This is a genomic window from Kitasatospora hibisci (assembly GCF_043950205.1).
Lineage (GTDB): Bacteria > Actinomycetota > Actinomycetes > Streptomycetales > Streptomycetaceae > Kitasatospora > Kitasatospora hibisci.
This window is the reverse complement of record NZ_CP171642.1, coordinates 2,269,275-2,295,000: the sequence shown is the minus strand read 5'-3', so window position 1 is coordinate 2,295,000 and position 25,726 is coordinate 2,269,275. Positions and strand designations below refer to the sequence as shown.

The 25,726-nt window shown below is 73.9% G+C and carries 18 protein-coding genes, 2 rRNA genes and 1 pseudogene (1 of these 21 running past the window's edge); 17 read left to right on the top strand and 4 right to left on the bottom strand.

What is annotated here, in order from left to right; all coding sequences use genetic code 11:
- The 4 genes and pseudogenes from ACF9IK_RS09760 to ACF9IK_RS09745 all read left to right on the top strand — a co-directional run.
- Positions 1-933, top strand: a 23S ribosomal RNA gene (locus ACF9IK_RS09760) (it extends 2,187 nt beyond the left edge of the window).
- Between the two features lie 108 nt (positions 934-1,041).
- A 5S ribosomal RNA gene (rrf, locus tag ACF9IK_RS09755) occupies positions 1,042-1,158 on the top strand.
- A gap of 579 nt (positions 1,159-1,737) precedes the next feature.
- Positions 1,738-2,622, top strand: a pseudogene (locus ACF9IK_RS09750) (hypothetical protein); the annotation flags it as partial.
- 135 nt (positions 2,623-2,757) lie between these two features.
- Positions 2,758-3,582, top strand: coding sequence for a tetratricopeptide repeat protein (locus tag ACF9IK_RS09745; protein WP_395298528.1), 825 nt, complete (start codon positions 2,758-2,760; stop codon positions 3,580-3,582).
- 177 nt (positions 3,583-3,759) lie between these two features.
- On the opposite strand, the gene ACF9IK_RS09740 is transcribed toward ACF9IK_RS09745, so the two are convergent.
- Positions 3,760-5,130 (bottom strand): DUF1015 family protein, encoded by a 1,371-nt coding sequence (locus ACF9IK_RS09740; RefSeq protein ID WP_395293840.1) that lies wholly within the window; start codon positions 5,128-5,130, stop codon positions 3,760-3,762.
- 93 nt (positions 5,131-5,223) lie between these two features.
- Between ACF9IK_RS09740 and ACF9IK_RS09735 the strand changes: the two genes are divergently transcribed.
- Positions 5,224-5,913, top strand: coding sequence for a tetratricopeptide repeat protein (locus ACF9IK_RS09735; RefSeq protein ID WP_395293839.1), 690 nt, complete (start codon positions 5,224-5,226; stop codon positions 5,911-5,913).
- Positions 5,914-5,941: 28 nt separating this feature from the next.
- A complete protein-coding gene (locus ACF9IK_RS09730; protein ID WP_395293838.1) occupies positions 5,942-6,985 on the top strand; it encodes an HAD-IIA family hydrolase in 1,044 nt (347 codons plus the stop codon).
- A gap of 47 nt (positions 6,986-7,032) precedes the next feature.
- On the opposite strand, the gene ACF9IK_RS09725 is transcribed toward ACF9IK_RS09730, so the two are convergent.
- Positions 7,033-7,380, bottom strand: a complete 348-nt coding sequence (locus ACF9IK_RS09725) for an SCP2 sterol-binding domain-containing protein (RefSeq protein WP_395293837.1) — start codon at positions 7,378-7,380, stop codon at positions 7,033-7,035.
- Positions 7,381-7,535: 155 nt separating this feature from the next.
- Between ACF9IK_RS09725 and ACF9IK_RS09720 the strand changes: the two genes are divergently transcribed.
- The 4 genes from ACF9IK_RS09720 to ACF9IK_RS09705 all read left to right on the top strand — a co-directional run bounded on the left by ACF9IK_RS09720 (position 7,536) and on the right by ACF9IK_RS09705 (position 10,727).
- Complete coding sequence (locus ACF9IK_RS09720) at positions 7,536-8,429, top strand: histone H1-like repetitive region-containing protein (RefSeq protein WP_395293836.1); 894 nt, start codon at positions 7,536-7,538, stop codon at positions 8,427-8,429.
- Complete coding sequence (locus ACF9IK_RS09715) at positions 8,422-8,700, top strand: hypothetical protein (RefSeq protein ID WP_395293835.1); 279 nt, start codon at positions 8,422-8,424, stop codon at positions 8,698-8,700. The genes ACF9IK_RS09720 and ACF9IK_RS09715 overlap by 8 nt, the downstream gene beginning before the upstream one ends.
- Before the next feature lie 40 nt (positions 8,701-8,740).
- The gene (locus tag ACF9IK_RS09710) at positions 8,741-9,547 is read left to right on the top strand and encodes a TlyA family RNA methyltransferase (protein WP_395298527.1); all 807 of its coding nucleotides are present in this window, start codon (positions 8,741-8,743) and stop codon (positions 9,545-9,547) included.
- 277 nt (positions 9,548-9,824) lie between these two features.
- The gene (locus ACF9IK_RS09705) at positions 9,825-10,727 is read left to right on the top strand and encodes an NAD kinase (RefSeq protein WP_238863250.1); all 903 of its coding nucleotides are present in this window, start codon (positions 9,825-9,827) and stop codon (positions 10,725-10,727) included.
- A 101-nt stretch (positions 10,728-10,828) separates the two neighbouring features.
- On the opposite strand, the gene ACF9IK_RS09700 is transcribed toward ACF9IK_RS09705, so the two are convergent.
- On the bottom strand, positions 10,829-12,340 hold the full coding sequence (locus ACF9IK_RS09700; protein ID WP_395293834.1) for a PLP-dependent aminotransferase family protein: 1,512 nt from the start codon (positions 12,338-12,340) through the stop codon (positions 10,829-10,831).
- Positions 12,341-12,477: 137 nt separating this feature from the next.
- Here ACF9IK_RS09700 and ACF9IK_RS09695 point away from each other — a divergent pair, with 137 nt between their 5' ends.
- The 3 genes from ACF9IK_RS09695 (at position 12,478) to ACF9IK_RS09685 (ending at position 16,456) form a co-directional block, all read left to right on the top strand.
- A complete protein-coding gene (locus tag ACF9IK_RS09695) occupies positions 12,478-13,200 on the top strand; it encodes a YczE/YyaS/YitT family protein (RefSeq protein WP_395293833.1) in 723 nt (240 codons plus the stop codon).
- Positions 13,201-13,288: 88 nt separating this feature from the next.
- Entirely contained in the window at positions 13,289-15,022 is a 1,734-nt protein-coding gene (gene recN, locus ACF9IK_RS09690; RefSeq protein WP_395298526.1) for a DNA repair protein RecN, read from the top strand.
- Between the two features lie 249 nt (positions 15,023-15,271).
- On the top strand, positions 15,272-16,456 hold the full coding sequence (locus ACF9IK_RS09685; RefSeq protein ID WP_395293832.1) for a glycosyltransferase family 4 protein: 1,185 nt from the start codon (positions 15,272-15,274) through the stop codon (positions 16,454-16,456).
- 47 nt (positions 16,457-16,503) lie between these two features.
- On the opposite strand, the gene ACF9IK_RS09680 is transcribed toward ACF9IK_RS09685, so the two are convergent.
- Positions 16,504-18,501 carry a glycoside hydrolase family 15 protein gene (locus ACF9IK_RS09680; protein WP_395293831.1) on the bottom strand — a complete coding sequence of 666 codons (1,998 nt, stop codon included), beginning with the start codon at positions 18,499-18,501 and terminating at the stop codon, positions 16,504-16,506.
- A gap of 725 nt (positions 18,502-19,226) precedes the next feature.
- Between ACF9IK_RS09680 and ACF9IK_RS09675 the strand changes: the two genes are divergently transcribed.
- The 4 genes from ACF9IK_RS09675 (at position 19,227) to ald (ending at position 25,572) form a co-directional block, all read left to right on the top strand.
- Positions 19,227-20,912 (top strand): CTP synthase, encoded by a 1,686-nt coding sequence (locus ACF9IK_RS09675; RefSeq protein WP_395293830.1) that lies wholly within the window; start codon positions 19,227-19,229, stop codon positions 20,910-20,912.
- 92 nt (positions 20,913-21,004) lie between these two features.
- A complete protein-coding gene (locus tag ACF9IK_RS09670; RefSeq protein ID WP_395293829.1) occupies positions 21,005-21,640 on the top strand; it encodes an NUDIX domain-containing protein in 636 nt (211 codons plus the stop codon).
- A 296-nt stretch (positions 21,641-21,936) separates the two neighbouring features.
- Complete coding sequence (locus ACF9IK_RS09665; protein ID WP_395293828.1) at positions 21,937-24,195, top strand: tetratricopeptide repeat protein; 2,259 nt, start codon at positions 21,937-21,939, stop codon at positions 24,193-24,195.
- 261 nt (positions 24,196-24,456) lie between these two features.
- Positions 24,457-25,572, top strand: coding sequence for an alanine dehydrogenase (ald, locus tag ACF9IK_RS09660; protein WP_395293827.1), 1,116 nt, complete (start codon positions 24,457-24,459; stop codon positions 25,570-25,572).
- Positions 25,573-25,726: the final 154 nt, after the last annotated feature.

Sequence of the window (25,726 nt, the reverse complement as noted above, 5' to 3'; positions counted from 1 at the left end):
CGAATGGCGTAACGACTTCTCGACTGTCTCAACCATAGGCCCGGTGAAATTGCATTACGAGTAAAGATGCTCGTTTCGCGCAGCAGGACGGAAAGACCCCGGGACCTTTACTATAGCTTGATATTGGTGTTCGGTTCGGCTTGTGTAGGATAGGTGGGAGACTTTGAAGCGGCAACGCCAGTTGTTGTGGAGTCGTCGTTGAAATACCACTCTGGTCGTGCTGGATGTCTAACCTGGGTCCGTGATCCGGATCAGGGACAGTGTCTGGTGGGTAGTTTAACTGGGGCGGTTGCCTCCTAAAGGGTAACGGAGGCGCCCAAAGGTTCCCTCAGCCTGGTTGGCAATCAGGTGTTGAGTGTAAGTGCACAAGGGAGCTTGACTGTGAGACTGACGGGTCGAGCAGGTACGAAAGTAGGGACTAGTGATCCGGCGGTGGCTTGTGGAAGCGCCGTCGCTCAACGGATAAAAGGTACCCCGGGGATAACAGGCTGATCTTCCCCAAGAGTCCATATCGACGGGATGGTTTGGCACCTCGATGTCGGCTCGTCGCATCCTGGGGCTGGAGTAGGTCCCAAGGGTTGGGCTGTTCGCCCATTAAAGCGGTACGCGAGCTGGGTTTAGAACGTCGTGAGACAGTTCGGTCCCTATCCGCTGTGCGCGTAGGAGTGTTGAGAAGGGCTGTCCCTAGTACGAGAGGACCGGGACGGACGAACCTCTGGTGTGCCAGTTGTTCTGCCAAGGGCATGGCTGGTTGGCTACGTTCGGGAGGGATAACCGCTGAAAGCATCTAAGCGGGAAGCCTGCTTCGAGATGAGCACTCCCACCTCCTTGAGAGGGTAAGGCTCCCAGTAGACGACTGGGTTGATAGGCCGGATATGGAAGCCCTGTGAGGGGTGGAGTTGACCGGTACTAATAGGCCGAGGGCTTGTCCTCAGACGCTCGCGTTCACTGTGTGGTTCCCGGGTAGCGAACAGCTATCGCCGGCGAACAAGGAAACACTTATCAACTGAAAAGTGTGTTTCGCTGAATACCCGATAGGGTTTCGGTGGTCATAGCGTGAGGGAAACGCCCGGTTACATTCCGAACCCGGAAGCTAAGCCTCACAGCGCCGATGGTACTGCAGGGGGGACCCTGTGGGAGAGTAGGACGCCGCCGAACAATCATTCAAGGCCGCGGCCCCAGCGATTCGCTGGGGCCGCGGCCTTTTTGTGTTTTGCGAACGTGTGCACCGCCGGTGCTCGGGACTTCCGCCCTGACGCGGGCTGCCCCCGGATGCCGGACAATGGAGAGGGTGCCTGGCCAGCAGGCCGGCATCGAACCGCGTGAGGGCAGTGGTGTCGCCCGGTCCGCGGTGGAGCTGAAGCAGCAGAAGGAGTCACCACAATGTCGAACCAGCCCCAGGACCGTCCCGAGCGTCGATCGGACGACGGCCGCGGCTACGAGCCCCGGTCTCGCGGGGGCTGGTCCAACGACCGTGGTCCGCGCCGTGACGACCGGAACGACCGTCCGCGCCGCGATGACCGCCCGCAGGGCGGCGGTTACAACCGTGACCGTGACGACCGCGGTGGCTACCGTCGCGATGACCGTCCGTCCGGTGGGTTCAACCGTGACCGTGACGACCGCGGTGGCTACCGTCGTGACGACCGTCCGCAGGGTGGTGGCTTCCGCCGGGACGACCGTCCGTCCGGTGGGTTCAACCGTGACCGTGACGATCGTGGTGGCTACCGTCGCGATGACCGTCCGTCCGGTGGCTTCCGTCGGGATGACCGGGACGACCGTCCGCGCCGCGATGACCGTCCGCAGGGCGGCGGCTTCAACCGTGACCGTGACGACCGCGGTGGCTACCGTCGCGATGACCGTCCGCAGGGTGGTGGCTTCCGCCGGGACGACCGTCCGTCCGGTGGCTACCGTCGGGATGACCGGGACGACCGTCCGCGCCGCGATGACCGTCCGCAGGGCGGCGGCTTCAACCGTGACCGTGACGACCGCGGTGGCTACCGTCGTGACGACCGTCCGCAGGGTGGTGGCTTCCGCCGGGACGACCGTCCGTCCGGTGGGTTCAACCGTGACCGTGACGACCGCGGTGGCTACCGTCGTGACGACCGTCCGCAGGGTGGTGGCTTCCGCCGCGATGACCGTCCGCAGGGCGGCGGCTTCAACCGTGACCGTGACGACCGCGGTGGCTACCGTCGCGATGACCGTCCGTCCGGTGGCTTCCGTCGGGATGACCGGGACGACCGTCCGCGCCGCGATGACCGTCCGCAGGGCGGCGGCTTCAACCGTGACCGTGACGATCGTGGTGGCTACCGTCGTGACGACCGTCCGCAGGGTGGTGGCTTCCGCCGGGACGACCGTCCGTCCGGTGGGTTCAACCGTGACCGTGACGATCGTGGTGGCTACCGTCGTGACGACCGTCCGCAGGGTGGTGGCTTCCGCCGTGACGACCGTCCGTCCGGTGGGTTCAACCGTGACCGTGACGACCGCGGTGGCTACCGTCGCGATGACCGTCCGCAGGGCGGCGGCTTCAACCGTGACCGTGACGACCGCGGTGCCCGCCGTTTCGAGGGGCGCCGTGACGACCGTTTGCAGGGTGGCGGCTTCCGTCGCGACGACCGGCCGCGTCGTGACGACCGCCCGTCGTACCGCGACCGTGACGACCGCGGTGGCCGGGACTACGACGACCGCCGTGGCAACTACGAGCCGGTCAAGCGCCTGCCGATCCCGGAGGACGTCACCGGCTTCGAGCTGGACGCGGACGTGCGCCAGGAGCTCAAGAGCCTGCCCAAGACGCTGGCCGACGACGTCGCCCGCAACCTGGTGATGGTCGCCCGGCTCCTGGACGGTGAGCCGGAGGAGGCCTACCAGTACTCCCGCGTCGCGCTGCGGCTGGCCTCCCGGGTCGCCGCCGTCCGTGAGGCGGCCGGGTTCGCCTCGTACATGACGCAGCGTTACTCCGAGGCGCTCACCGAGTTCCGCGCCGCCCGTCGGATGACCGGTCGTGCCGACCTGTGGCCCGTGATGGCGGACTGCGAGCGCGGCCTCGGCCGTCCGGAGCGCGCGCTGGCGATGGCCGGCGAGCCCGAGGTGAAGCAGCTGGACAAGGCCGGCCAGGTCGAGATGCGCCTGGTCGCGGCCGGCGCTCGCTCCGACATGGAGCAGTTCGACGCGGCCGTGGTCACCCTGCAGAGCCCGGAGCTGGCCTCCAGCGCCGTGCACCCGTGGACCGCGCGCCTGCGGTACGCCTACGCCGAGGCGCTGATCGCGGCCGGTCGTGGCGACGAGGCCCGCGAGTGGTTCGCCAAGGCCGCCGAGGCCGACACCGACGGCGCGACCAACGCCTCCGAGCGGCTCGCCGAGATTGACGGCCTGGAGTTCGTGGACGCGCTCGACCCGGAGCTGGAAGAGGAGGCCGAGCAGGCCGAGGCTCCGGCTGAGGCGAAGTCGCGCGGTGGCGTGCCGGACGAGCGGGAGATCTTCGAGGACGAGGAAGACGTCGAGGAGTTCTACGACGAGGACGACCTGGAGATCGACGAGGACTTCGACGGCGTCGTGCCGGAGCGGTCCACCGACGCCAAGGCCTGAGGCCTGACGGCACCCGGTACTGACTGAGGCCCTGTCTCCACCACGGGATCCCCGTGGTGGAGACAGGGCCTCTTCGCTGTCCGCGGCTGTCCGCGGCCGGTCCCGGGCCGGTCCCGGGCCGTCCGCGCCGGGACCAGGCAGACCGCTACCGGCCGGACCGGTGACCGGGCGCCGCCCTCAGCCCAGTTCGAGGTTGCGCAGGACCAGCCCGGTGGCCGGCTTGGGGCCGAAGGAGGTCGACTTGCGGGGCATGGTGACGCCCTGCTCGGCGAGCCGGCGGACCACGCTCTCGCGCACCGGGTGCAGCAGCACCGCCGTCCCGCCGGTGCGGGCTGCCTCGCGTTCGGCGGCCACGGCGGTGTGCAGGTAGCCGATGTCGTCCGGCCCGTCGGGGATGCGCCAGGTGTGGTCGAGCAGGGTGGCGTGCAGGACGGTCGCGTCCAGGTGGCGCCACTCCTCCGGCCGGTCGTGCGGGACGGTGGCGTCGAGCAGGGCCTCGTCGGGCTCGCCCACCAGCCAGTAGGTGTCGTCGCCGCCGGTGAGCACGAAGCTGCTGCCGCCGTGCCGCTTCTGTTCGGCGAGCGCCTGCAGGGCGGTCTCCAGCGGGCCGGGAACCTCCTTGACCTGCCAGCTGTCGCCGAGCTCCTCCAGCGCCTCGGCGACCGGCAGCCGGTACAGCACCCGGTGGATCGCCCGGACCTGGAGCGGGTAGCGGGCGGTGTCGACCAGCAGCACCAGGCCGCGGTCCCAGGGGCTGCGCGGCAGGTGGCGGTGTTCGCGCTGGAGCCGCAGGTACATCTCCCAGCGGTGGTGCCCGTCGGCGATCAGCGCGCGGCAGGTGGAGAGGTCGCGGCTGACCTCGGCGATCTCGGCGACGTCGGTGACGGCCCAGAGCCGGTGGTGGGTACCGTCCGAGGTGGTGGTGGTGAGCAGCGGCTCGTCCCGGACGGCGCGGTCGACCACGCCGGCCGCGCCGCCGCTGCCCCGGTAGGTGAGCAGCAGCGGTTCGAGGTTGGCGCGGGTGGTGCGCATCAGGCCGACCCGGTCGGCGACCGGTCTGGGCATCACGTCCTCGTGGGGGAGGACGACGGCGGCCTCGCTGCCGCTCACGGCGAGCGCGCCGATCAGGCCGCGCTGGAGCACCTCGGGTGAGTCGCCGGCGGCGGGCACCCGCTGCTCGTAGACGTACAGCGCGGGCACCGGGTCGGCGGCCAGGACGCCCTCGCGTTGCCAGTCGCGCAGCAGGCGGGCGGCGTGGCGGTAGCGGGTGTCGCGGTCCGGGCGGTCGCCGGGCTCGTCCGGCTCGGGGCGGGGGAGGATCAGCCGGACCACGTTGTGCGGGTCGGCGGTCTCCAGGTCGAGCCGTCGGCCGGGGTCGACCACGTCGTACGGTGGCGAGGTCACGGCAGCCAGCGCTCCGACCCGGTCGGGGACGTAACGCAGGCCTCGGAAGGGGAACAGGGACAGGCCTGCAGTGGCGACGTGCCCGGGATCGCCGGGGCCGCCCTGCGGAGACTCCGCTCCGCTTTCTGCACTGGGTGCGCTCATTCTGGGCATCGTAACCGGGTACGCGTTGTTCAGAGATCGGAACACCCGTGCTGGTCGGTGGGGCGGGTGTCGTGACCGAGGGCGAGGTACGGCGTGAACGATCGGAAAGGCGGGGGCGAGGCGTCCCACGAGGCGGCCGTCTCGGGCGCCGAGGGAACCGGTCCCGGCGCGGGCGCGGGTGCCGGCATACCCGGCGGAGGCACCGGGGGCGGCGGAGTGCCGGAGCCGGACCGGGCGGGGGAGCCCGCGGGGGACGTGTACGACTGGTTCCGCCGCGGCGGCCGGCTGCTGGCACAGGGGCACCCGGCGGCGGCCGAGCAGCTGCTGGCGCGGGCGGCCGCAGCGGAGCCGCACTCGCGCAGCATCCGGGAGACGCTGGCGAGAGCGCAGTTCGACGCCGGTTCCTACGCGGCGGCGCTGGAGAACTTCCGGGCCGTCGCCCTGGCCGATCCGTCGGACGACTACGCTCAGTTCGGATGGGGCGTCTCGGCGGCCCGGCTGGGCGACTTCGAGACGTCCGCAGAGCACCTGGCGCTGGCCGTGGCCATGCGGCCGGAGACCGACCACTACCGGGCCGCCCTGCGGCAGACCCGGGCGACCCTGGCGGCCCGCGCCGGGGCGTTCGGACCGCTGCTGCCGGGGGCGCCGGGCTACCTGGAACCCCCGGAGTCGTCCGAGGGACCGTCCGACCTGCCGCCGAGCGGCGGGGAGGGCCGCGGGGGCACGGGCACCGGTCCGGGCGGCGCGGACGGGCGGGGCCCCGCCCCGGGAACGAACGAGTGAGCGACCCAGTGAATGAGGTAGAGCAGGCATGACCGAGACGGCCACCACCGCGCGACGGACCGCCCCCGGCGGGAGCGACCGCCCGCTCACCGAGGCGTACGACACGGCCCTGCTGGACCTCGACGGCGTCGTCTACGCCGGGCCGGACGCGATCGAGCACGCGGTGGAGTCGCTGGACGCGGCCCGGGTGGCCGGGATGCGGCTGGCCTACGTGACCAACAACGCCTCCCGCCCGCCCCGGGTGGTCGCCGAGCACCTGACCGGGCTGGGCGTGCCCGCGGAGCCCGGCGACGTCATCAACTCGGCCCAGGCGGCCGCTCGGGTGGTGGCCGAGAAGGTCCCGGCCGGGGCGAAGGTGCTGGTCGTCGGCGGTGCGGGCCTGGAGGAGGCGCTGGCCGAGCGGGGGTTGGTGCCCGTGCGCACGCTGGCCGAGGAGCCGCTCGCGGTGGTGCAGGGCTTCGACCCCTCGGTGGGCTGGCAGCACCTGGCGGAGGCCTCGTTCGCGATCCAGCGCGGGCTGCCGTGGGTGGCGTCCAACCTGGACCTGACCGTCCCGCAGGCGCGCGGCATCGCGCCGGGCAACGGCACGCTGGTCGCCGCGGTCCGGGCGGCGACCGGCGTGGAGCCGGAGGTGGCGGGCAAGCCGCTGCCGCCGATGCACCGCGAGACGGTGCTGCGTACGGGTGCGCGGCGGCCACTGGTGGTGGGGGACCGGCTGGACACGGACATCGAGGGCGCGTTCAACGGCGGCGTGGACAGTCTGCTGGTCTTCACCGGCGTCACCACGCCGGTGCAACTGCTCACGGCGCGGGCGGAGCACCGGCCGACCTACCTCTCCGCGGACCTGCGCGGGCTGCTGGTGCCGCACTCCCCGGTGGTCGGGCAGCCGGACGGCGGATTCGGCTGCGGCGGCTGGGTGGCCGTGTCGCAGGACGGCGAGCTGCGGCTGACGGCCACCGGCGAGGACCGCTGGGACGGCCTGCGGGCGCTCTGCGCGGCGGCGTGGACGGCGCTGGACGCGGGCGGCGTCGCGGTGGACGGGCGGAAGGCACTGGCCGAGCTGGGCTGCTGAGCCCCGGCGTCCGTAAGGAGTGGGGACGCGACCGGCTGCGGGTCGGGTCAGAGCAGGGTGCGCAGCCGCAGCAGGTCGCGGAAGCCGGCCTCCAGCCTGACCCGGCCGGTGGCCCAGGCCGAGGCGAAGTTGAGCCTCCCGTCGACGAGGGCGACCAGGTCGTCGCTGCTCATGGTGAGCCGGATCTCGGCCTTCGCGGCGGGCGGGCCGGGCGCCTCGGCGACCCCCTCGATCCGGCCGTCGCGCAGCCGGCCGGAGAAGGTCAGGTCGAGGTCGGTGATCCGGCAGGTCAGCGAGCGGTCGAGGGCGGCGGCCTTGCGGACGTCGCCGGTGGAGCGGGCCAGGTTCCTGCTGAGCTGTTCCAGTGCCGAGCGGCACTCCTCGGCGTTGGCCATGGCGGCTGGTCCACTCCCTGTACGACGGCGGCGGTGACTGCGGGGCCACGGTACCCCAGCACGGTTTTGGCTGTAGCGTCGTCAGTGGGTTCCCGGAACGGGTCCGGGTGCCACGGCGACAGAGCGATGCGCAGAGGCGCTTAGGAGGCACCCGGATGCTGCCGAAGACGGTGCGGGGAGTGGTGGAGGTCGCCGCCGGGCTGGTGGAGGAGGCCGGCAAGCGGGTCGTCGGGACGGCGGCCGGGCTGCTGGAGAAGACCGGGGTGGATGTCGCCGGGGTGGAGCGGAGGCTCGGCGGGCAGTTCCCGCCGTCCCCCAAGGCGCTGCAGACACTGGCCGAGGAGGCGGTGACCGCGGGCCGGGCCGGGGTGGACCTGGCGGTCGGCGTGGCGCGGGGCGAGGTCGAGCGGGCCTTCGAGAAGGTCGGCGACCAGGTGACCAAGGTCGGGGTGGTGCTCGCCTACCTGGAGAGCAAGCTGCGCGAGGTCGAGGGGGAGGCCGCGCCCGCGGCGAAGGCACCGGCGGCCGAGGAACCGGGGCCGGCCCCGCGTGCGGACGGGCTGTTCGGCCGGGGCTGGGAGACGGGCGATGAGCCGGCCGCGCCGGCCAACCGGGCGGCCGCGGAGTGGATAGTGACCGAGCGGGTGGAGGTCGACGCGCCGGTGGAGGTCGACCCGCCGGTGCCGCCGGCGCGCACGGCCCCGGAACCGAAGACGCCGACGGAGCCGGACTCGGCGGGGGCACCGGCGGCGGGGAAGACCGCCGCTGCGAAGTCGGCGCGGGCGAGGAGGTCGCCGGCCGGGAAGGCGGCCGAGGAGAAGGCGGCGGTGAAGAGGGTGGCGGCCGATGCGGCGCCCGCCGAGGAGGCCCCGGCGAAGAAGGCCCCGGCGAAGAAGGCCGCCACCAAGAAGGCCGCGGCCAAGAAGACGGTCGCCAAGCGGACGGTCGCCAAGAAGACCGCGGCCGGGCAGGAGGCTCCCGCCAAGCGGACCGCGAGCAGGAAGACCACCGTCCGGAGGACCAGCACCGCGAAGAAGCCCGATGCCTGATCGCGACCCCGACCTCGACCTCGACACCCCGGACCGTCCGGGCGCCCTCGACGCCCCCGACATCGCCGACGCGGCCGACGCGGCCGACCCGCTCGGCGGCGAGCCGCTCCCGCTCGCCGTCGAGCTGACCCCGACCGGCCACCCGGCCGTCGACGCCGGGCTGGCCCGGCTCGCGGCACTGGACGGGGTGCCGACCGGGGCACACGTCGCGGTGTACGAAGATGTTCACCAGCGGCTCACCGAGACGCTGGCCGCGCTCGACCGGGATTGACCCGCAAGACCCATCCGTAGGAGCTGAAACACCAGTGGCAGTGGCACGACGCCGTCTCGACGCGGAGCTGGTCCGCCGCAAGCTGGCCCGGTCGCGGGAGCACGCGTCCGAGCTGATCGCGGCCGGCCGGGTGACCGTCGGCGGCACCACCGCGACCAAGCCGGCCACCCAGGTGGAGACCTCGGCGGCGGTCGTGGTGGCGAAGGACGAGAACGACCCCGACTACGTCTCGCGCGGCGGCCACAAGCTGGCCGGGGCGTTCGCCGCCTTCGTACCGCAGGGCCTGGTGGTCGAGGGCCGCCGGGCGCTGGACGCCGGCGCGTCCACCGGCGGGTTCACCGACGTGCTGCTGCGCGCCGGGGCGGCGCAGGTGCTGGCGGTGGACGTCGGCTACGGGCAGCTCGCCTGGTCGCTGCAGAGCGATGAGCGGGTGACGGTGATGGACCGCACCAATGTGCGCGAGCTGACCCCGGAGCTGATCGGCGGGACGCCGGTCGACCTGGTGGTCGGCGACCTCTCCTTCATCTCGCTGGGTCTGGTGCTGCCGGCGCTGGCCGGCTGCGCCGCCGAGGACGCGGACCTGGTGCTGATGGTCAAGCCGCAGTTCGAGATCGGCAAGGAACGCCTCGGCAGCGGTGGAGTGGTGCGCAGCCCGCAGCTGCGCGCGGAGATGGTGCGCCAGGTCGCGGGGCAGGCGTGGGAGCTCGGGTTGGGCGTGCGCGCGGTGACCGCGAGCCCGCTGCCCGGTCCGTCCGGGAACGTCGAGTACTTCCTCTGGTTGCGCCGGGATGCACCGCAGTTGGATCCGGCGGACGCGGACCGGGCCGTTGCGGAGGGCCCCCGATAGGCTGCTCTGCGGACGTCCGGTCCGTCATGCTGGGTCAACGCGGCCGCACCGGCCAACGGCGACCCGGCCGACGTAGGGAGAGGGCAGCTGACATGAGCGGGCGAATCATGGGGGTACTCCTGGCCGGAAGCCGGGAGCGGATCGTCGCGGGGAGCACGTCTCGCGGGGCGGCGGTCGGGCGGGGCGACGGCCCCGGGACCGGCAACCGCGTCAGAATCGGCAGCGGTGTCAGCGGCGGAGGCGACGGAAGCGGCGACAGGGGCAGCGAGGTGGGCGCATGAGTGACGAGCGGACGGTCTTCCTGATCGCGCACACCGGCCGTGAGGCCGCGCTGCGCAGCGTCGAGGGCCTGGTGCACGGCCTGCTCAAGGCGGGGATCCGGATCCGGCTCCTCGCCGCCGAGGCGGTGGACCTGGATCTGCCGGACGGCGTGGAGCGGGTGCCCGGTGGGCCGGGGGCCGCCGACGGCTGCGAGCTGATCCTGGTCGCGGGCGGCGACGGGACGCTGCTGCGCGGGGCCGAGCTGGCGCGTGAGCACGGCCTCCCGATGCTCGGCATCAACCTGGGCCGGGTCGGCTTCCTCGCCGAGGCCGAGCGGGACGACCTGGCCGTGGTGGTCGAGCGGGTGGTCGACGCCGACTACGAGGTCGAGGAGCGGATGACCCTCGACGTGATCGTGCGGACCAACGGCGACGTGCTGCACCACGACTGGGCGCTGAACGAGGCGTCGATCGAGAAGGCGTCCCGGGAGCGGATGCTGGAGGTGGTGACCGAGGTGGACGGCCGCCCGGTCTCCAACTTCGGCTGCGACGGGGTGGTCTGCGCGACACCGACCGGTTCGACGGCGTACGCGTTCTCCGGTGGCGGGCCGGTGGTCTGGCCGGAGGTGGAGGCGCTGCTGATGGTGCCGATCAGCGCGCACGCGCTGTTCGCCCGGCCGCTGGTGACCTCGCCGGACTCGGTGCTGGCGGTGGAGGTGCAGCCGAAGACCCCGCACGGGGTGCTCTGGTGCGACGGCCGCCGTTCGGTGGAGCTGCCGGCCGGCGCGCGGGTCGAGGTGCGCCGGGGGCAGACGCCGGTTCGGCTGGCACGGCTGCACCGGGCGCCGTTCACCGACCGGCTGGTGGCCAAGTTCGCGCTGCCGGTGACGGGTTGGCGCGGCCGGCACGACACGCACTGAGCCGTGGGGCGGGGCCCGGTCGCGGTCCCGCCCCGACCGGTCGCGCAGGGCCGGTCAGGCGGCCCTGCTTCGACGGTGAGGTGGTGAGAGGTGGTGAGGCGTCACACCGCCAGTGGCTGGCCCTCGTCGGCTGCGCCGGGCCAACGGCCGTCGGCGGCCCGTGCGGCGACCTCGGCGAGCCGGTCGACGGCTCCGGGGACGGCCGCGGCGGGCACGGTGAGCGGAATCCGGATGTGGTGCTCGAACGCGCCGTCCGCGCCGAAGCGGCTGCCCGCGGCGATCCGTACGCCGACCTGCTCCCCGGCTCGGGCGAGCGCCGCGCCGGAGATGCCGCCGGTGGAGACCCAGAAGACGAGTCCGCCGGGCGGCGGTGCGTAGCGCCAGTCGGGCAGGCGGGTGCGCAGGGCGTCGGAGAGGGCCTCTGCGGCCGCCCGCAGCCGGGCCAACTGGTGGGCGCGGACGGCTTCCAGCGGCTCGCCGAGCAGTTCGGCGGCGATCAGCTGGTCCAGGACGGGGGCACCGACGTCGCTGTAGACGCGCTCGGTGGCGAGGCGGCGGACCAGGGCGGGCGCAGCCCGGACCCAGCCGATCCGCAGGCCGCCCCAGAGCAGTTTGCCCGCCGAGCCGACCGTGACCACCTGGGCGGAGCGGTCCAGCGCGGCGGTCGGGCGGGGGAGGGCGTCGCCGTCGGCGACGCCCCAGCCGAGTTCGGCGGTGGTCTCGTCGACCAGGACCACCGCACCCGCGACGCGGGCGGCGGCGAGCAGTTCGCGCCGCTGTTCCTCGTCGACGAGGGCGCCGGTCGGGTTGTGGAAGTCGGGGATCACGTAGGCGGCCCTGGGCGCGGCGCCGTGCAGCACCCGGTGCCACTCGGCGAGGTCCCAGCGCGGCGGCCGGGTCGGTCCGTCCGGCGAGGCGTACGGGACGGGGACCAGTCGGGCGCCGCCGCGGCGCAGCGCCTGCAGGGTGTGGGCGTAGCTGGGCGCCTCGACCGCCACCCGGTCGCCGCTTCCGATCAGCGCCCGCTGCACCAGGTGGAGACCGCCCATCGCGCCGATGGTGATCAGGATCTGGTCGGGGGAGGTGGGCAGTCCGCGCTCGGTGTAGCGGCGGGCGACCGCCTCGCGCAGGACGGGGACGCCGGTGGGGAAGTGGCCGTGCCCGGTGGCGTAGGCCGGCAGCTGCTCGACGGCCCGGGCGGCGGCCGCGCCGAGGAACGGCTGCGGGGCGGGGAGCGCGGCGACGCCGAGGTCGAGGGTGCGGCCCTGCTCGTCCGGTGGCACCGGGTGCAGCGCGTCGTCGGGCGGCGGGGCGCCCTCGGGCAGGGCGGTCCAGCTGCCGGAGCCACGGCGGCTGTGCAGGTAGCCGTCGGTGCGCAGGGCCTCGTACGCGGTGGCCACGGTGGTGCGGCTGAGCCGCAGGGCCAGGGCGAGTTCGCGCTCGGCGGGGAGGCGGGCGCCGACCGGCAGCCGGCCCTCGGTGACCAGGAGGCGGATCTGCCCGGCCAGGGTGCGGTAGGCGGGCCGCCGGGCGGCGGTGGGTTCGGGCAGGCGGGCGGTGGAGAGCAGCCGGGCGAGCGCGGCGGCGGTGACGGTGGTGTGCCAGTCGGCCATGGCGGAATCAGTCCACTTGCTCGGGATTGGCCCTGGAGTGGGCCTCATTGGCCTTGCCATCATCGCAGGGCGGCCATCGAGTCCGCCACCGTCGGGGACCTGCCCCCGACGGTGCAGTACCACCTGCCGGAGTACCGATGGCCACCACCAGCCCGCCCCCGCCCACCACCGCCGACCCCGTCGCCGGCCCTGCCGCCGAGCCCACGGCGGCGGCCGGGGACCGGAGCCTCGCCGACCGCCTGCTCGGCGACACCCACGCGCTGGGCCGTAGGCTCCCGCAGCTCTCCGTCGGGCTCGCCCTCTACGGGGCGAGCATGGCGCTGATGCTGCGCTCCGGGCTCGGCCTCGACCCCTGGGACGTCCTCCACCAGGGGCTGCAGCGGGCCGCCGGCCTCTCGGTGGGCGCGTGGGTGACCATCTGCGGTGCCCTCGTCCTGTTGTTCTGGATCCCGCTGCGCCAGCTCCCCGGCCTCGGCACGGTGGCCAACGTGCTGGTGATCGGTGCGGCGATGGACCTCACCCTGCGGGTGGCCGGCGAGCCCGGCCCGCTGCCGGCCCGGATCGCCCTGATGGCCGCCGCGATCGTGCTGAACGGTCTGGCCACCGGCCTCTACATCGGTGCCAGGTTCGGGCCGGGGCCGCGCGACGGGCTGATGACCGGCCTGCACCGGCGCACCGGCCGCTCGCTGCGGCTCATCCGTACCGGCATCGAACTGACGGTGTTGGCGGCGGGTGTCCTGCTCGGCGGCACCGCCGGGGTCGGCACCGTCGCGTATGCGCTGGCCATCGGCCCGCTGGTGCAGTTCTTCCTGCCGTGGTGCACCGTCCCCGCCGTGGGGCAAACCTCCCGGAAGGGATGAACTTGCGTGCACGGAGTTGCCGTGCGGCGTTGTCGCTCGTCGCGCAGCGGGGGTGGAACCTCGTAAGGTCGTCTCCGTGTTGGACGAGATGCGGATACGGGATCTTGGGGTCATCGACGACGCGGTGGTCGAGCTGGCCCCCGGCTTCACCGCCGTGACGGGTGAGACCGGCGCCGGCAAGACCATGGTGGTGACCAGCCTCGGGCTGCTGCTCGGCGGCCGGGCCGACCCGGCCCTGGTGCGCAACGGCAGCGGACGCGCGGTGGTCGAGGGCCGCCTCGAACTGCCCGCGGACTCCCCGGTGGCCGCCCGCGCCGTCGAGGCGGGGGCGGAACTGGACGACGGCGCGCTGCTGATCAGCCGCACGGTCTCCGTCGAGGGCCGCTCCCGGGCGTACGTCGGCGGCCGGGCCGTACCGGTCGGGCTGCTCGCCGAGCTCGGCGAGGACCTGATCGCCGTCCACGGTCAGACCGATCAGCAGCGGTTGCTCCGGCCGGCCCGCCAGCGCGGAGCCCTGGACCGGTACGCGGGTGAGGCGGTGGCCGAGCCGCTGGCCCGCTACCGCGAGGTCCACCGCAGGCTGCGCGAGGTGTCCACGACCCTGGAGGAGCTGACCACCCGGGCCCGCGAGCGAGCCCAGGAGGCGGACCTGCTCCGCTTCGGCCTGGACGAGGTCGCGGCCGCCGAGCCGGTCGCCGGTGAGGACGTCGACCTCGGCGCCGAGGCCGAGCGGCTCGGCCACGCCGACGCGCTCTCCTCCGCCGCCACCCTCGCCCACGCCGCCCTGGCCGGGGACCCGGCCGACCCGGAGGTGCTGGACGCCGGCACCCTGCTCGCGCAGGCCCGCCGTGCCCTGGACGCCGTCCGCCACCACGACGAGCGGCTCGCCGCCCTCGCCGACCGGCTGAACGAGGTGGGCTACCTGCTCGCCGACGTGGCCGGCGACCTCGCCGGCTACGCCGACGACCTGGATGCCGACCCGGTCCGGCTGGCCGCGGTCGAGGACCGCCGAGCCGTCCTGGCCCAGCTGCTGCGCAAGTACGGCGGCCCCGAGAACTCCCTCGCCGAGGTGCTGGCCTGGGCCGAGGAGGGCGCCGCCCGGCTGGCCGAACTCGACGGCGACGACGAGCGGATCGACGAGCTGGGCGCCCAGGAGACCGCGCTGCGCGCCGAGCTGGCCGAGCTCGCGGCCGAGGTGTCGGCCGCCCGGCAGGCTGCCGCCGGCCGCTTCGCCGAGGCGGTCTCGGCCGAGCTGGCCGAGCTCGCCATGCCGCACGCCCGGGTCACCTTCTCGATCAGCCAGGTCGACGACCTGTCGGGGATCGAGATCGAGGGCCGCACCGTCGCCTACGGCCCGCACGGCGTGGACGAGGTCGAGGTGCTGCTGGCCCCGCACCCGGGTGCGCAGCCGCGTCCGATCGCCAAGGGCGCCTCGGGCGGTGAGCTCTCCCGGGTGATGCTGGCAGTCGAGGTGGTCTTCGCCGGTGCGGACCCCGTCCCGACCTACCTCTTCGACGAGGTGGACGCCGGCGTCGGCGGCAAGGCCGCGGTCGAGATCGGCCGCCGTCTGGCCAAGCTGGCCGAGTCCGCCCAGGTCGTGGTGGTCACCCACCTGCCGCAGGTCGCCGCCTTCGCCGACCGGCACCTGGTGGTGGAGAAGACCAACGACGGCACGGTGACCCGCAGCGGCGTCAAGGTGCTCAGCGACGAGGAGCGGGTGCGCGAGCTGTCCCGGATGCTGGCCGGTCTGGAGGACTCCGAGCTGGGCCGCGCCCACGCCGAGGAGCTGCTGGCCGCCGCACGGACCCCGCGCCACCGCTAGGCCGGCGCCGGGGCGAACCCGAGTCTGACCCAACCCACGGGTCCACCGCCGGGGACCGACCCACGAGGCGGGCCCCGGCTCCGCCGCCTGGTGGCGGCGGCCCTCGGCCGACGGCGACGCGCCCCCGTGGCGCCGACTGTCCAAGAGGGCCGCCGACCTGGCATGGTGGCGGCTGGACACTGGCTTTCCAGTCCCGAGCGCCGCTGCGGGCGATCCTCGCACCACGGCGCGCGAACCTGATCGAGTCGGATGCGAGACGACGTGGACCATTCCGCCGCCCGGGCCACCGCGGCCGCCCCTGAACCGGGCCAGCTGCACGTGGTGCTCGTCCTGGCCGCCAGCACCGGTGGCATCGGCGCGCACGTGCGCTCCCTGGCACAGGGCCTGGTCGCGCACGGAGTGACCGTGACGGTGTGCGGGCCGGCCGGCACGGACGAGCTGTTCGGGTTCTCCCGCTCCGGCGCCAGGTTCCACCTGGTCGACATCACCCCCACCGCGGGCGCCCGCAGCGACGCCACCGCGATCGGCGAGCTGCGCCGCGCCTTCACCGGCGCCGACGTGGTGCACGCCCACGGCCTGCGTGCCGGGCTCCTGTCCGACCTGGCGCTGCGCACCGCCGGCCGCTTCCCGGGCCTGCGCCCGGAGACCCCGCTGGTGGTCACCTCGCACCACGCGCTGCTCGCCACCGGCATGGAGCGCCGGCTGCAGCGGCTGATGGAGCGCCGGGTGGCGCGCGCCGCCGACCTGGTGCTCGGAGCCTCCTCCGACCTGGTGGCCCGGGCCCGTGAGCTGGGTGCCACCGACGCCCGGCTCGGGCCGGTCGCCGCGCCTCCGATGCCCGAGGGCCGGCTGGAGCGGGCCGAGGCCCGGGCCGCGCTGCTCGGCGCCGGACCGGACCGGCCGCTGGTCCTGGCGGTCGGCCGACTGGTCCCGCAGAAGGCGTTCGGACTGCTGCTGGACGCCGCCTCCGGGGAACTGGCCGCCCTGGACCCGCAGCCCCTGGTGCTGCTCGCCGGGGACGGTCCCGAGGCCCCCGTCCTGCGCGAGCGGGTGACGGCGGAGAAGCTGCCGGTGCGGCTGCTCGGCTACCGCACCGATGTGCCCGACCTGCTGGCGGCCGCGGACGTCGTGGTGGTCTCCAGCCGCTGGGAGGCCCGTTCGCTGGTGGTCCAGGAGGCGATGCGGGCCGGCGTGCCGGTGGTGGCGACGTCCGTCGGCGGCATCCCCGAGCTGGTCGGGGACGCGGCGGTGCTGGTCCCGGCCGGCGACGCGGCGGCGATCGGCCGGGCGGTGCGCGGGCTGCTGGCCGATCCGGCCCGCCGGGACCGCCTGGCGGAGGCCGGCCGGCAGCAGGCCGGGACCTGGCCGGACGAGGCCGCCACCGTGGCCCAGGTGCTCAGCACCTACGACGAGCTGGTGCAGCGCAGCCTGTAGCGGGCACGGCGGGGTGGGCGCCCGGCCGCCGGCCGGGCGCCCACCGGTCAGACCGTGGCCTGCTCGGCCCGGTCGGCGGCCGGGCCGTTCGGCTGGGCCGAGAGGTACGCGCCGCCGCAGGCGGTCAGCCGCAGCGCGGTGTCGATCAGCGGGACGTGGCTGAACGCCTGCGGGAAGTTGCCGACCTGGCGCTTCTCCCGCGGGTCCCACTCCTCGGCGAGCAGGCCGAGGTCGTTGCGCAGCGACAGCAGCTTGTCGAACAGCTCCCGGGCCTCCTGCACCCGCCCGATCATGGCGAGGTCGTCGGCCAGCCAGAACGAGCAGGCGAGGAAGGCGCCCTCGTGGCCGGAGAGCCCGTCGACGTTATTGCCGCTCTCGTCGTGGGTCGGGTAGCGCAGCACGAAGCCGTCCTCGGTGGAGAGCTCGCGCTGGATCGCCTCGATGGTGCCGATGACGCGCTTGTCGTCCGGCGGCAGGAAGCCCACCTGGGGGATGAGCAGCAGCGAGGCGTCGAGCTCCTTGCCGCCGTAGTACTGGGTGAAGGTGTTGCGCTCCGGGTCGTAGCCCTTCTCGCAGACGTCCCGGTGGATGGTCTCGCGCAGTTCGCGCCAGCGCTCCAGGTGGCTGTCGGAGGGGGCGTCCTCGGGGGTCTGCTCCAGCAGCTTGATGGTGCGGTCGACGGCGACCCAGGCCATCACCTTGGAGTGGACGAAGTGCCGGCGCGGGCCGCGCACCTCCCAGATGCCCTCGTCCCGCTCCTGCCAGTGGTCCTCCAGGTACTCGATCAGGCGCAGCTGGAGGTGGTGGGCGTGGTCGTTGCGGACCAGGCCGGTCATGTGGGCCAGGTGCAGGGCCTCGACCACCTCGCCGTAGACGTCGAGCTGGAGCTGGCCGGCCGCGCCGTTGCCGACCCGGACCGGCTGGGAGCCCTCGTAGCCGGGCAGCCAGTCCAGCGAGGACTCGGTCAGCTCGCGCTCGCCGGCGATGCCGTACATGATCTGCAGGTTCTCCGGGTCGCCGGCGACGGCGCGCAGCAGCCACTCGCGCCAGGCGCGGGCCTCGTCCCGGTAGCCGGTGCGCAGCAGCGAGGAGAGGGTGATCGCGGCGTCGCGAAGCCAGGTGTAGCGGTAGTCCCAGTTGCGCTCACCGCCGAGGTCCTCGGGCAGGGAGGTGGTGGGCGCGGCGACGATGCCGCCGGTGGGGGCGTAGGTGAGGCCCTTGAGCGTGATCAGCGAACGGATCACGGCCTCCCGGTAGGGGCCCTGGTAGGTGCACTGGCCGGCCCATTCGTGCCAGAAGTCGGCGGTGGCGTCGAGCATCTCCTCGGCGTCCGGGGCGGTCGGCGGGTCGAGGTGGGAGGCCTGCCAGGTCAGGGCGAAGGCGATCCGCTCGCCGGCCGCGACGGTGAAGTCGGCGTAGGTGGTGAGGTTGCGCCCGTAGGTCTCGGCCTCGCCGTCCAGCCAGACCGAGTCGGGGCCGGCCACGGCGACGGTGCGGTGGCCGCCGTCGGCCTGCTCGACCCGGTGCACCCAGGGCACGACCCGGCCGTAGCTGAAGCGCATCCGCAGCGCGGAGCGCATCCGGACGGTCCCGGACAGGCCCTCGACGATCCGGATCATCTGGGGGACGGCGTCGCGGCCGGCCAGCGGGCGCGGCGGCATGAAGTCGATCACCCGGACGCTGCCGCCCGGGCAGTCCCACTCCTGCTCCAGGATCAGCGAGTCGCCCCGGTAGCGGCGCCGGTCGGCGGGGACGGCCGGGGCGGCGGCGGTGGCGGGTGGGACGCGCAGGTCGCCGGTGTCGGTGAGGCGCACGCGGTCGGCGGCCGGGGACGGCTCGGCCGCGGGGGCGGGCAACTCGGCGGCCATCGCCTCGGCCGGGCCGATCCGCCAGAAGCCGTGTTCATCGGTGCCGAGCAGGCCGGCGAAGACCGCCGGCGAGTCGAACCGGGGCAGGCACAGCCAGTCGACCGCGCCGTCCCTGCTGACCAGGGCGGCGGTCTGCATGTCCCCGATGAGTGCGTAGTCCTCGATACGGCCGGCCACGTGGATCTCCAGTTCGCAATGTGGTCAGGACGCATCGGCGATCCGGGGAGAGCCAGCGGGTCTGCGGGGCCGGGGGGCCACCCCGGGACGTCCGGCCCGCCGATGGGTGGTGGCGGGCCTTGCTGGAGTGTCCGCGCGAGGCTCGTGGAGCCCCTGGAGTGGGTGGGGAGGAGCTCTTGTACGGGGAGGTCCGGTCGCGCATCGGGGACCGAGAGGTGTCCTGACCCTCCCACGCCCTCCGCGTGCTCGTGCGTCGGCGATGCGTCCGTGCAGCTTACGACGGACGAAAGGGGCGAAGCACGCGGGCGCAGCTCTGCGTGGCGCCGCAATTCGGCGGAAATGCCGTGCATCGCGGGGCCGACGTGCAGGATGGCCCGGAAGGATCAGCTCCGGATGGTCCGCCGGGAGGGCGGCGCATGGCCCGGTCGAGCGCCGCCGAGTGGCCCGCCCGGGCCGGGTGGTGCGACGGATGTGACACGTGCGCCGTAGGGTGCGCGGGTGGTGCGCCGGGCGTGTGGTTCCGTGCCACCGGGCGCGGGCCGGAAAGCGCCCCGGCCGGGTCACTGATACCCTGGTATCCCGTGGACCGGTGGGATCAAACGCCCCGGACCAGCCGAACCGACGACCCTGCGAGCTCCGTGCCCGGCACCGTGCTCCCGTCGCCAGGCGAGCCGCGAGCCTCCCGCCCACGTCACCTTCGACACGCGACCCACGGGAGCCCCCTCTTGGCACAGCCCCATTCCGGCAAGGCAGCGAACGGCCGCGCCGTGACGACCAAGCACCTCTTCGTCACCGGGGGTGTCGCCTCGTCGCTCGGCAAGGGCCTCACCGCCTCCAGCCTCGGCGCCCTGCTCAAGGCCCGCGGCCTGCGCGTCACGATGCAGAAGCTCGACCCGTACCTCAACGTGGACCCGGGCACCATGAACCCGTTCCAGCACGGTGAGGTCTTCGTCACCGACGACGGCGCCGAGACCGACCTCGACATCGGCCACTACGAGCGGTTCCTGGACACCAACCTGCACGGCTCGGCCAACGTCACCACCGGCCAGGTGTACTCGACCGTCATCGCCAAGGAGCGCCGCGGCGAGTACCTGGGCGACACCGTCCAGGTCATCCCGCACATCACCAACGAGATCAAGTCCCGGATCCGCCGGATGGCGACCGAGGACGTCGACGTGGTGATCACCGAGGTCGGCGGCACCGTCGGCGACATCGAGTCGCTGCCCTTCCTGGAGGCGGTCCGCCAGGTCCGCCACGAGGTCGGCCGGGACAACGTCTTCTTCGTGCACGTCTCCCTGCTGCCCTACATCGGCCCCTCCGGCGAGCTGAAGACGAAGCCCACCCAGCACTCGGTGGCCGCGCTGCGCAGCATCGGCATCCAGCCGGACGCCGTCGTGCTGCGCGCCGACCGCGAGGTCCCGCAGGCCATCAAGCGCAAGATCTCGCTGATGTGCGACGTGGACGAGGAGGCCGTGGTCGCGGCCATCGACGCCAAGTCGATCTACGACATCCCGAAGGTGCTGCACGGCGAGGGCCTGGACGCGTACGTCGTCCGCCGCCTCGACCTGCCCTTCCGCGACGTCGACTGGACCACCTGGGACGACCTGCTGCGCCGCGTCCACGAGCCGCAGCACATCGTCAAGGTCGCGCTGGTCGGCAAGTACATCGACCTGCCGGACGCCTACCTGTCGGTGACCGAGGCGCTGCGCGCCGGCGGCTTCGCGAACAACGCCCGGGTCGAGATCAAGTGGGTCACCTCGGACGACTGCGAGACCCCGGAGGGCGCGCAGGAGCACCTCGGCGACGTCGACGCGATCTGCATCCCCGGCGGCTTCGGCGACCGCGGTGTGGACGGCAAGGTCGCCGCGATCACCTACGCCCGCGAGAACCGGATCCCGCTGCTCGGTCTCTGCCTTGGCCTGCAGTGCGTGGTCATCGAGGCCGCCCGCAACCTGGCCGGCCTGCCCGAGGCCAACTCCACCGAGTTCGACGCCGCCGCCAAGTACCCGGTCATCTCCACCATGGCCGAGCAGCTGGCGATCGTCGACGGCAAGGGCGACCTGGGCGGCACCATGCGCCTGGGCCTGTACCCGGCCAAGCTCGCCGAGGGCTCGATCGTCCGCGAGGTCTACGGCGGCGAGCAGTACGTCGAGGAGCGCCACCGCCACCGCTACGAGGTCAACAACGCCTACCGTGCGGACCTGGAGAAGACCGGCCTGGTCTTCTCGGGCCTCTCGCCCAAGGGCGACCTGGTCGAGTACGTCGAGTACCCGCGCGAGGTGCACCCCTACCTGGTGGCCACCCAGGCCCACCCGGAGCTGAAGTCCCGCCCGACCCGCCCGCACCCGCTGTTCGCGGGCCTGGTCAAGGCGGCCATCGACATCAAGACGGCGCAGCCCGCCGGCGAGTAGCCGACGACACGTCACCGGACGGCGGTCCCGCGATTCCCGCGGGGCCGCCGTCCGGCGTTAGATTGTGTCGTACTGACGAAAAGGGGAGACCGATGGACGACCAGCGCATCCACGACGTGGCCGAGGAGTGGGAGATCCGGGGGACCACCACACCGTTCCAGGGCAGGGTCACCGGCGTGCGCACCGAGGAGGTCCGGATGCCCGACGGCGGCTGGGCCCGCCGCGACTACCAGACCCACCCCGGTTCGGTCTCCGTCCTCGCGCTCGACGACCAGCAGCGGGTGCTGATCGTGCGCCAGTACCGCCACCCCGTCCGCCAGCGGCTCTGGGAGCTGCCCGCCGGCCTGCTCGACGTGCCCGGGGAGAACCCGCTGCACGCCGCCCAGCGCGAGCTGTACGAGGAGGCACACTGCAGGGCCGGGACGTGGCGGGTGCTGGTCGACTTCTACACCTCACCCGGTGGCACCGACGAGGCGCTGCGGCTCTTCCTCGCCACCGACCTCGCGGACGCGGAGGGAGACCGCTACGCGGCCCACGGCGAGGAGCTGGAGATCGAGACCGCCCGGGTGCCGCTCGCCGAGCTGGTCCGGCTGATCCACGCCGGCGAGCTGCACAACCCCACCCTGATCACCGGCACCCTCGCCCTGCACGCCGCGCTCACCAGCCCCGGCGGGCTCGGCGCCCTGCGCTCGTCCGAGGCCCCCTGGCCGGCCCGACCGTTCTCCTAGGCCCTGCCCGCTCCGGGGCTCGGCTCGCCGCCGGGGCGCTCGAATCCCGGTGCCGACGGGCGTCGCCCCCTCCGGCAGCGGCGTGACCGTCCGGCCCGTTCGCGGGTCGGCGACCGCGGGTGGGGCGCCTCGGCAGGTGCGTCGGGTGCGGCGGGTTGGCCCGCGGGGGTGATTTGCCGGTTCGTACGACCGGATGTCACGTCGGCTGCGCCGGACGGTCGAACTACGCTTCGCAGACAGGGCGCCCGTCCCGGGCGGCCTCCGCTGAGCGCTGGGTGACGTCGGGAGTGGCACGGGTGGCGAGGAAGACGGCGACGATGGACCCGGGCCCCGGCGCACCCGTCGCGGGCGTTCCCGGACTGGACCGGCTGCCGGTCGGGCCCTCGCTGCTGGTCGGCCGGCGTGCGGAGCTGGCCGCACTGCGGGCCGCCGCCGTGCGGCCGTCCGAGGGGCGTAGCCCAGTGCTGGTGCTGGCCGGCCGCCCGGGCTCCGGGCGGACCACGCTGGCCGTCCGGTTCGCCGTGACGGTCGCCGCCGATTACCCCGACGGCATCCTGTTCGCCCGCCTCTCCGCGCCCGACGGCGGCCGGGTGCCGCCCGCCCGTGCCGCGCGCCGGCTGCTGGAGCAGCTCGGTGCGGACGGCGCCGGCGTCCCGCTGCCCGGCCCGGCCGAGGACGGGCGGGACGAGCCGGCCTGCGTGGCGCTGCGCGAGGCGCTGGCCGGCCGGAAGGTGCTGATGCTGCTGGACGACGTCCGGGACGCCGGGCAGGTCTGGCCACTGGTCGCGGACGAGCCCGGCTGCCTGGTGCTGGCCACCACCGCCGGGCCGCTCACCGGGATCGATGACATCGACCCGGTCATCCTCGGCGGCCTGGACCGGCAGGCCGCCGGTGAACTGCTCGGCGACCTGGTCGGCGGGACCAGGATCAGTTGCGACCCGGTCGGCGGGGCCGACCTCGCGGAGGCCTGCGCCTCCCGGCCGGCCGCACTGCGGTTGATGGCGGGGTGGCTCAGGGGCAATCCGAAGCTGGCCGTCACGGACGCGGCGCGGGAGCTGGCCGAGGCGGTGCGGGAGGCGGACGGGAGGCCCACGGGCGGCCCGGGCCGGAAGGGGCCGGCGGCGGGAGCGGCCGCCGGGCCGCCCGCGACGGCGGGGGCTGCGGGGGTTGCGGCGATCGTCGCCGACGGGGTCGGCGCTGCCGTTGCGGCCGGAAAGGGGACGGCCGGAAAGGGGGCGGCCGGAAAGGGGGCGACGGGAGAGGGGACGGCCGGGAAGGCGGCGGCCGGGAAGGGCCGGCCCGGCAAGGCCCCGGCGGCCGAGGCCCTGGCCGGGCGAGGGGCCAGGGCGGCCAAGGAGGGCGGGCCCGCCGCCGGCGAGCAGGCATCCGCCGGGCCGGTGCGGAACGAGGCGCCCGCCCCGGCCGAGCCGGCGACCGATCCGGCCGCCTGGGTGAAGCCCGGTCCGGAGCCCGCCGAGCCCGTGCCCGTGCCCGACAGCGACCCGCTGATCGGCGCCTTCACCCTCCTCTACCGCACGCTGCCCGCCAACCAGGCCCGGATGCTGCGCGCCCTCACCCTCGCCCCCGCCCAGTCCGCCGACCTGCGCACCGCCTCCGCGCTGGTCGGGTGCCCGGCGCCGGAGGCCGCCGCCACGCTGGCCGCCCTCGCCGAGCGGGAGCTCCTCGGCGAGGAACCGCCCGCAGCCGACGGCACCCCCCGCTACCGGGTGCCCGGCCGCCTCCACGCCCGACTGGTGCGCCTGCGCGAGGCGGAGGACCGGCCCGCCGAGGTCGAGCTGGCCCGGGCCCGGCTGCTGGAGCGGCTGGTCCGGCTCACCGACTCCGCCCGCGCGCTGCTCGACCCCGCCGACGGGCCCGGCGCGGAGCCGTTGCCCGGCCCGCTGCGGCTTCGTTCGGCCGCAGAGGCCCGCGCCTGGCTGCTGGGCGAACGCGACGCCCTGCTCGCCGCGGTCGCCGACGCGATCGGTCAGGGCGACCTGGACGGTTCGGCCGGCCGGCTGGTCACCGCTCTGCTCCGGGCGCTGCCGCTGACCGGCGCCGCCGCTCCCGCCGACCTCTACCAGCTGCACGAGCTGGTGCTGACCGTCGCCGAGCGGCACGGCAAGCCCCGCAGGGCCTCCGCCGCCCTGCTCAACCTGGGCGACCTGCAGGCAGGGGCCGGACGGTGGGAGCAGGCGGCCGCGCACTACCGGGCCGCCCTGGACCACGCCCGCTCCGCCGACGACGAGGCGCTCCGCGCCCGGGCGCTGGAGGGAGCGGCCGGCTGCCACCGGGCGCTCGGGGACGCCGTGCGAGCCGCCGACTGGTACGGCCGGGCGCTCGGCCTGCGGCAGTCGATGGGTGACCAGGCCGCGGAGGCCCGGCTGCTCGCCCGGGTGGCCGAGGCGCACACCGCGCAGCGCCGTTTCGACGAGGCCGAACGGGAGTACCGGGCGTCCCTCGGGGTGCTGCGGCGGCTCGGCGACGTGCGCGGGCAGCAGGTGGTCGGGGCCGCCCTCGCGGAGCTGCGGGAACGCCTCGACGCCGGGTGGTAGAGGGCGGTTCGGGAGTATTGTCGAAGATGCCCGGTTGGGACGGCTTTGGTGGGAAGATCGTCGTGGAAGCCTACGAACCTGCCAATGCATCTCGCAGATTTATTCACTTTGGAAGGCTGACACGCCGACTGGGCTTCATTACACTCGAACTCAGTCGCGCAGCGATCCATGCCTCCGCTCTGCCCGGAGGCTTCCCCCCGTGCGCGTCGCCCGCCGGTCTTCTCCGGTAGGGACCCCCATGGCAAGAGGACGTGTTTAGCCGTGAAGGTCGGCATCCCCCGCGAGGTCAAGAACCACGAGTACCGCGTGGCCATCACGCCCGCCGGCGTGCATGAGCTGGTCCGTAACGGACACGAGGTCTACATCGAGGACAACGCCGGTCTCGGCTCCTCGATCCCCAACGAGGAGTACGTGGCCGCCGGTGCCACCATCCTCCCCACCGCCGACGAGGTGTGGGCCACCGCCGACCTGCTGCTGAAGGTCAAGGAGCCCATCGCCGAGGAGTACCACCGTCTGCGCAAGGGCCAGACCCTCTTCACGTACCTGCACCTGGCGGCCGACCGCGCCGGCACCGACGCGCTGGTCGCGTCCGGCACCACCGCGATCGCCTACGAGACCGTGCAGCTCGCCAACGGCGCCCTGCCGCTGCTGGCCCCGATGTCCGAGGTCGCGGGCCGTCTCGCCCCGCAGGTCGGCTCCTACCACCTGATGCGCCCGGCCGGCGGCCGCGGCGTGCTGCCCGGCGGCGTGCCCGGCACCCACCCGGCCAAGGCCGTCGTCATCGGCGGCGGCGTCTCCGGCTGGCACGCGGCCACCATCGCCATCGGCATGGGCTACGACGTGACCCTGCTCGACCGCGACATCAACAAGCTGCGCGAGGCCGACAAGATCTTCGGCACCAAGATCAAGGCCATCGCCTCCAACTCGCTGGAGCTGGAGAAGGCCGTCCTGGACGCCGACCTGGTGATCGGCGCCGTGCTGATCCCCGGTGCCAAGGCCCCCAAGCTCGTCACCAACGAGCTGGTCTCCCGCATGAAGCCGGGCTCCGTGCTCGTCGACATCGCCATCGACCAGGGCGGCTGCTTCGAGGACTCGCGCGCGACCACGCACGCCGAGCCGACCTTCCAGGTCCATAACTCGGTCTTCTACTGCGTGGCCAACATGCCGGGCGCCGTTCCGAACACCTCCACCTACGCTCTCACCAACGCGACGCTGCCGTACGTCGTCGAGCTGGCGAACCGTGGTTGGAAGGAGGCGCTGCGCCGCGACGCCGCGCTGGCCAAGGGCCTGAACGTGCACGAGGGCCAGATCACCTACGGCGCCGTCGCCGAGGCCTTCGGCCTGGAGTCCGTCTCCCTGGAGAGCGTCCTCGCCTGACGTCCGACCCCCGGTCCGGGCCGGGTCCGCGCCGCGCAGGCGCCGGACCCGGCCCGGCCGTGCCGCTTCCCCGGGAGCGGTTCGCAGGCCCCCGACCCTCCCTCCTGCCCGCCTGCGGGCCGGAGGGGCCCTTTCCGGGTCGGGGGCTTCGCCG

Excerpts from the sequence above, each read along its gene's own strand:
- ACF9IK_RS09715 (WP_395293835.1), top strand. The coding sequence starts at position 8,422 with ATGCCTGATCGCGACCCCGACCTCGACCTCGACACCCCGGACCGTCCG.
- ACF9IK_RS09720 (WP_395293836.1), top strand. The coding sequence starts at position 7,536 with ATGCTGCCGAAGACGGTGCGGGGAGTGGTGGAGGTCGCCGCCGGGCTG.
- ACF9IK_RS09685 (WP_395293832.1), top strand. The coding sequence starts at position 15,272 with ATGCGAGACGACGTGGACCATTCCGCCGCCCGGGCCACCGCGGCCGCC.
- ACF9IK_RS09700 (WP_395293834.1), bottom strand. The coding sequence starts at position 12,340 with ATGGCCGACTGGCACACCACCGTCACCGCCGCCGCGCTCGCCCGGCTG.
- ACF9IK_RS09695 (WP_395293833.1), top strand. The coding sequence starts at position 12,478 with ATGGCCACCACCAGCCCGCCCCCGCCCACCACCGCCGACCCCGTCGCC.
- ACF9IK_RS09705 (WP_238863250.1), top strand. The coding sequence starts at position 9,825 with ATGAGTGACGAGCGGACGGTCTTCCTGATCGCGCACACCGGCCGTGAG.
- recN (WP_395298526.1), top strand. The coding sequence starts at position 13,289 with ATGCGGATACGGGATCTTGGGGTCATCGACGACGCGGTGGTCGAGCTG.
- ACF9IK_RS09740 (WP_395293840.1), bottom strand. The coding sequence starts at position 5,130 with ATGAGCGCACCCAGTGCAGAAAGCGGAGCGGAGTCTCCGCAGGGCGGC.
- ACF9IK_RS09670 (WP_395293829.1), top strand. The coding sequence starts at position 21,005 with ATGGACGACCAGCGCATCCACGACGTGGCCGAGGAGTGGGAGATCCGG.
- ACF9IK_RS09730 (WP_395293838.1), top strand. The coding sequence starts at position 5,942 with ATGACCGAGACGGCCACCACCGCGCGACGGACCGCCCCCGGCGGGAGC.
- ACF9IK_RS09725 (WP_395293837.1), bottom strand. The coding sequence starts at position 7,380 with ATGGCCAACGCCGAGGAGTGCCGCTCGGCACTGGAACAGCTCAGCAGG.